The 5,668-nt window shown below is 77.0% G+C and carries 4 protein-coding genes and 1 pseudogene; all 5 read left to right on the top strand.

The features are described 5' to 3' along the window. On the top strand, window positions 1-1,113 hold a 1,113-nt coding region (pdhA, locus tag ACSNOD_RS27565), incomplete at its 5' end, for a pyruvate dehydrogenase (acetyl-transferring) E1 component subunit alpha (RefSeq protein WP_436769784.1). Next, on the top strand, window positions 1,110-2,201 hold the full coding sequence (locus ACSNOD_RS27560; RefSeq protein ID WP_436769783.1) for an alpha-ketoacid dehydrogenase subunit beta: 1,092 nt from the start codon (window positions 1,110-1,112) through the stop codon (window positions 2,199-2,201). The genes pdhA and ACSNOD_RS27560, both read left to right, overlap by 4 nt. Continuing rightward, on the top strand, window positions 2,201-3,805 hold the full coding sequence (locus ACSNOD_RS27555) for a dihydrolipoamide acetyltransferase family protein (RefSeq protein ID WP_436769782.1): 1,605 nt from the start codon (window positions 2,201-2,203) through the stop codon (window positions 3,803-3,805). The genes ACSNOD_RS27560 and ACSNOD_RS27555 overlap by 1 nt, the downstream gene beginning before the upstream one ends. A gap of 223 nt (window positions 3,806-4,028) precedes the next feature. After that, on the top strand, window positions 4,029-4,946 hold the full coding sequence (locus ACSNOD_RS27550) for an NTP transferase domain-containing protein (RefSeq protein ID WP_436769781.1): 918 nt from the start codon (window positions 4,029-4,031) through the stop codon (window positions 4,944-4,946). Next, window positions 4,943-5,668: pseudogene (locus ACSNOD_RS27545) on the top strand (hypothetical protein); the annotation flags it as partial. The gene ACSNOD_RS27550 and the pseudogene ACSNOD_RS27545, both read left to right, overlap by 4 nt.

The following is a 5,668-nucleotide window of genomic DNA, read 5'->3' as shown; positions in this document are numbered from 1 at the left end:
GCCCCGCCCCCGGCCTGGCGCCCCCGCGTGGACCCGGCGCCGCTGCTGCCGGACGCCGAGCCGTACCGCGTGCTCGGCACCCCGGCCGCCCGAGCCGCCGACCCCGCGCTGCTGCGGCGCCTCCACGAGCTGCTGGTCCTCGGCCGGAGGTACAACACCCAGGCCACCGCCCTCACCCGGCAGGGCAGGCTCGCGGTCTACCCCTCCAGCGCCGGACAGGAGGCCTGTCAGGTCGCCGCGGGCGTGGTGCTGAGCGAGCGGGACTGGCTCTTCCCCAGCTACCGCGACACGCTCGCCGCCGTGGCCCGCGGCCTCGACCCGGTGCGCGCCCTGACCCTGCTGCGCGGCGACTGGCACACCGGGTACGACCCGCGCGAGCACCGGATCGCCCCCCTGTGCACGCCCCTGGCCACCCAACTGCCCCACGCCGTAGGGCTGGCGCACGCCGCGCGGCTGCGCGGGGACGAGGTGGTCGCGCTCGCCCTGGTCGGCGACGGCGGCACCAGCGAGGGCGACTTCCACGAGGCGCTCAACTTCGCGGCCGTCTGGCGCGCGCCCGTGGTCTTCCTGATCCAGAACAACGGCTTCGCGATCTCCGTGCCGCTCGCCAAGCAGACGGCCGCGCCCTCGCTCGCCCACAAGGCGGTGGGGTACGGCATGCCGGGCCGGCTGGTGGACGGCAATGACGCCCTGGCCGTGCACGAGGTGCTCGGCGAGGCGGTGGCGCGGGCCCGCGCGGGGGGCGGCCCGACCCTGATCGAGGCGGTGACCTACCGCGCCGAGGCGCACACCAACGCCGACGACGCCACGCGCTACCGCTCGGACGCCGAGGTCGAGCAGTGGCGGGCGCACGATCCGATCGACCTCCTGGAGCGCGAGATGCGGGAGGCGGGCCTGCTCGACGACGACACCGCCGCGGCAGCCCGGGACGCGGCCGAGGCGATGGCCGCCGACCTGCGGGACCGCATGAACCGGGAGCCGGTCCTCGATCCCATGGATCTCTTCGAGCACGTGTACGCCGAGCGCACGGCACAACTGACCGAACAGGCGGCCCTGTTGCGGGCCGAGCTGGAGGCGGCCGAGGCCGGCGCCGAGGGGGAGGAGCGGCAGTGACCACCGCGGCAGTGGGCGCGAGCCCGACGACGGCGGAGCGGCGCAAGCCCGCCACCATGGCCCAGGCGCTGGGCCGGGCCCTGCGCGACGCCATGGCCGAGGACCCGACCGTCCACGTCCTCGGCGAGGACGTCGGAACGCTCGGCGGGGTGTTCCGCGTCACCGACGGCCTCGCCCGGGAGTTCGGCGACGACCGCTGTACGGACACCCCGCTGGCCGAGGCGGGCATCCTCGGCACGGCCGTGGGCATGGCGATGTACGGGCTGCGGCCCGTGGTGGAGATGCAGTTCGACGCCTTCGCCTACCCCGCGTTCGAACAGCTCATCAGCCATGTGTCGCGGATGCGCAACCGCACGCGCGGGGCCATGCCGCTGCCGATCACCGTGCGGGTGCCCTACGGCGGCGGGATCGGCGGCGTCGAGCACCACAGCGACTCCTCCGAGGCGTACTACATGGCGACCCCCGGCCTCCATGTCGTCACCCCGGCCACCGTCGCCGACGCGTACGGGCTGCTGCGGGCCGCCATCGCCTCCGACGACCCGGTGGTCTTCCTGGAGCCGAAGCGGCTGTACTGGTCGAAGGCCGACTGGTCGGCCGAGAACCCGGAGCCGGTGCCTCCGCCGGGTCGCGCGGTGGTGCGGCGCGCCGGCCGCGGCGCCACGCTGATCACGTACGGGCCCTCGGTGCCGGTCTGTCTCGAAGCCGCCCGCGCGGCCGAGGCCGAGGGCTGGGACCTCGAAGTGATCGACCTGCGCACGCTGGTGCCCTTCGACGACGACACCGTCTGCTCCTCGGTCCGCCGCACCGGGCGGGCGGTCGTGGTCCACGAGTCGCCGGGCTTCGGCGGGCCGGGTGGCGAGATCGCCGCGCGGATCACCGAGCGGTGCTTCCACCACCTGGAGGCGCCGGTGCTCAGGGTCGCCGGGTTCGACATCCCCTATCCGCCGCCGATGCTGGAGAAGCACCATCTGCCCGGCGTGGACCGGGTTCTCGACGCGGTCGCCCGGCTCCAGTGGGAGTCCGGCTGGACGCCCGACGCGGCGGCCCGCACGGCGCCCGGTGGCCTCGCCGGGGAGGTGGCGCGCTGATGGCCGAGGTCCGTGAGTTCGCGCTGCCCGACCTGGGCGAGGGCCTCACCGAGGCGGAGATCGTGCGCTGGCTGGTGGAGGTCGGCGACGTCGTCGCCGTGGACCAGCCGGTGGTCGAGGTGGAGACGGCGAAGGCGATGGTCGAGGTGCCGTGCCCCTACGGGGGCGTGGTCACCGCGCGGTACGGCGAGGAGGGCGCGGAAGTCCCCGTCGGCGCGGCGCTGTTGACCGTGGCGGTCGGCGCGGACCGCTCCACCGACGTATCGGACGCGACTGCCCGTACGGGCTCGGCTCCGGAGCCGGGCGGGACCTCGGCCGACGGTCCCGCGCCGGTGGCCGAGGGCGGGGGTCAGGGCGACGAGGAGACGAACGCCTCCGGCAATGTGCTGGTCGGCTACGGCACCGGGGCGCCCGTGGCGCGCCGTCGGCGCGTCCGGCTCTCCGAGGGCCTCGGGCCCCGGCCGGGGGCGGCCCGAACGGCTCCGGCCCCGGCCTCGGGCCCGGCTGCGGCCGGTGACGCGCCGGTCGCCACCCCCGGCGACCCGGCGGACCCCTCGGCAGCGGGGGCGCGGGGACCGATGCCCCTGGCCTTCGCCCCCCGGCCGGGCGCCCCCTCCGGCCCGGCCGCTTCCGGCGGACCGGCCGGCTCCGGCCGTACGGACGACGGCGCATCGGCCGGGGGCCCCGTCCCGGTCATCTCGCCGCTGGTACGGCGGCTCGCGCGCCAGTACGGAGTAAATCTGCGGCACGTCCCCGGCTCCGGCCCCGACGGGCTGATCCTGCGCGCGGACGTCGAGCGGGCCGCCGTGGCGATACGGGAGGTCACCGGGCCGGCGGAGCAGGCGCCGTACGCCGCGCCCGCGCCCCCTGCCGAGCCCGCCGCCCCCGCCCTCGGTGCCGCCGCGGCGACCGCGGGCGAGGAGCGCGTCCCGCTGCGCGGAGTGCGCGGAGCCGTCGCCGAGAAGCTGTCCCGCAGCCGCCGGGAGATCCCGGAGGCCACCTGCTGGGTCGACGCCGACGCCACAGAACTGCTGGCCGCGCGGGCCGCCATGAACGCCGCCGGCGGCCCCAGGGTGTCGCTGCTCGCGCTGCTCGCCAGAATCTGCGCGGCCGCCCTCGCCCGCCACCCCGAGCTGAACTCCACCGTGGACACCGCGGCGCGGGAGATCATCCGGCTGCCCGCCGTGCACCTCGGGTTCGCGGCCCAGACCGAGCGCGGCCTCGTCGTCCCGGTCGTCCGGGACGCGCACACCCGCGACGCGGTCTCGCTCAGCGAGGAGATCGCACGCCTCACCGAAGCCGCGCGCGCCGGCACACTCACCCCCGCCGAGCTCACGGGAGGCACCTTCACCCTGAACAACTACGGCGTCTTCGGCGTGGACGGCTCCACGCCGATCATCAACCACCCGGAGGCGGCCATGCTCGGCGTCGGCCGGATCGTCCCGAAACCCTGGTTCCACGAGGGGCAGTTGGCGGTGCGCCAGGTCGTCCAGCTGTCGCTCACCTTCGACCACCGCGTCTGCGACGGCGGAACGGCCGGCGGCTTCCTGCGCTATGTGGCCGACTGCGTGGAACGGCCCGTTCTGCTGCTGCGGGACGTCTGAGGCGGGTCGGCACGCCGGCGGTGGCCGGAGCGGGTCGGCCGTGACCGTCCCGAGCGGCCGGCGGTCGGCGGCCGTGACCGGCCCGCCGGCCGCCGCCCCGCAGTTCTGCCGTGCGGCGCCCCGGGTCGTATGCCCCTCCTCGGGGCCGTATGCCCCTCGGGCCGTACGACCCGGGCCGACAGGGCCTTCGCACGGCGCGAGGGCGGTCGTCGATACTCGGGGGATGAGCGCTCGAGGACAGCAGTACGCGGCCGTGGTGCTCGCCGGGGGCGCGGCCCGGCGGCTCGGCGGGGCCGACAAGCCCGCCCTCTCCGTGGGCGGGCGGCCGCTGCTCGACCGGGTCCTGGCGGCCTGTGCCGACGCGGCCGAGACGGTGGTCGTCGGCCCCCGCATGCCCACCGCCCGCCCCGTACGGTGGGCCCGCGAGGACCCGCCCGGCGGCGGGCCGCTCGCCGCCCTCGGCGCGGGGCTGCGCCACGTCGACGCGCCCCTGGTCGCCGTGCTCTCCGCGGACCTGCCGTTCGTCACCGCCGAGACTCTCGGCGCGCTGCTCGGCGCCCTCACCGGTCCCGCCGCCGACGGGGACGGGCCGGGTGGGGACGACGGCCTCGACGGCGTCCTGCTGCACGACCCCGACGGCCGCCCCCAGCCCCTCGTCGCCGTCTACCGCACCGAGCCACTGCGCCGCGAAGTCGCCCTGCTCGCCGCCGAGCACGGCCGCCTCGCCCACCTCCCGCTGCGCCTGCTCCTCCCCGAGCTGCGCCTCGGCGCCCTCACCGACGCCCTGGCCTCCTTCGACTGCGACACCTGGGAGGACCTCGCCGCGGCCCGCGCGCGAATCAGGGAGCATGGGCGTGTGCTGGACGAATGGATTGCCGCAGTCAAGGCGGAACTGGCCATCGACGTGGACGTCGACGCCGCCGCGCTCCTCGACCTCGCCCGCGACGCCGCGCACGGCGTGACGCGCCCCGCCGCCCCGCTCACCACCTTCCTCGTCGGCTACGCGGCCGGCCGCGCCGGCGGCGACCTGGAGGACATCGACGCCGCCGTCCGCAAGGCCGCCGCGCTGGCGGCGCGCTGGGCCGCGGAGGCCGAGGACGCCGAGACGGGCGGCACCGGCCCGGGAACGGCCGCGGGATGACACCCGGCGACCGGGCGGCAGGGACCGCCCCCTACGACGAGCCCCCCGCGGCCCGCCCGGAGGCCCCTGACGGCGCTCCCGGGGCCGCTCGCGGGGCGGGGACGGCGCACGGCGCACCGGAGCGCGACATCGAGCGCGAGGTCGACCAGGCGCTGGCCCTCGCCAACGAGGGCCGCCGTGCCCAGGACCCGGGCGCCGGGCAAGCGTCGGACATGTTCGAGGGCGAGGACGGCGTGCCGACCGTACGGACGGAGACCTCGGGCGCGGACGCGCCCCTGCTCCTGCCCGACGAGGAGTTCGACCGCCCGCCCCCGCCCCCGTCGAACGCCTCCCGGTCGAGCGCGCCCCCGGCGGACCGGCCGCAGTACGGTCACGACTCCGCAGGCCTCGCGCAGTACGGTGCGGGGCGGCCCGGGGGCGCGTCGTACGGCGATCAGCGTGACGGTGGTGCGGCGGCGCCGGGTGATCCTCTGGATTTTGCCGCGGACGCCTTCAACGGCAGTCCTGCCGAGGGCGGTCGTCCCGCTGACGCCGTGCAGTACGGCGTGAAGCGTGCCGGTGACATGCCGTACGGCGGTGGCCGTGATGGTGGTGCGGCGCCGGGCGATCCGCTGGACCTTGCCGCGGACGCTTTCGCCAGCCGCCCGGCCGACGCCGCGCAGTACGGTGCCAGGCGGGCCGGGGGCGCGTCGTACGGCGGTGGTCGTGATGGTGGTGCGGCG

The sequence above is a fragment of the Streptomyces sp. URMC 123 genome (assembly GCF_051386515.1).
GTDB lineage: Bacteria > Actinomycetota > Actinomycetes > Streptomycetales > Streptomycetaceae > Streptomyces.
Note: the sequence above shows the minus strand (reverse complement) of the source record. Positions and strands in the feature narration are given on the sequence as shown.

What these genes read in the sequence shown, in the direction of transcription:
- ACSNOD_RS27555 (WP_436769782.1), top strand. Translation starts at nt 2,201, where the DNA reads ATGGCCGAGGTCCGTGAGTTCGCGCTGCCCGACCTGGGCGAGGGCCTC.
- ACSNOD_RS27550 (WP_436769781.1), top strand. Translation starts at nt 4,029, where the DNA reads ATGAGCGCTCGAGGACAGCAGTACGCGGCCGTGGTGCTCGCCGGGGGC.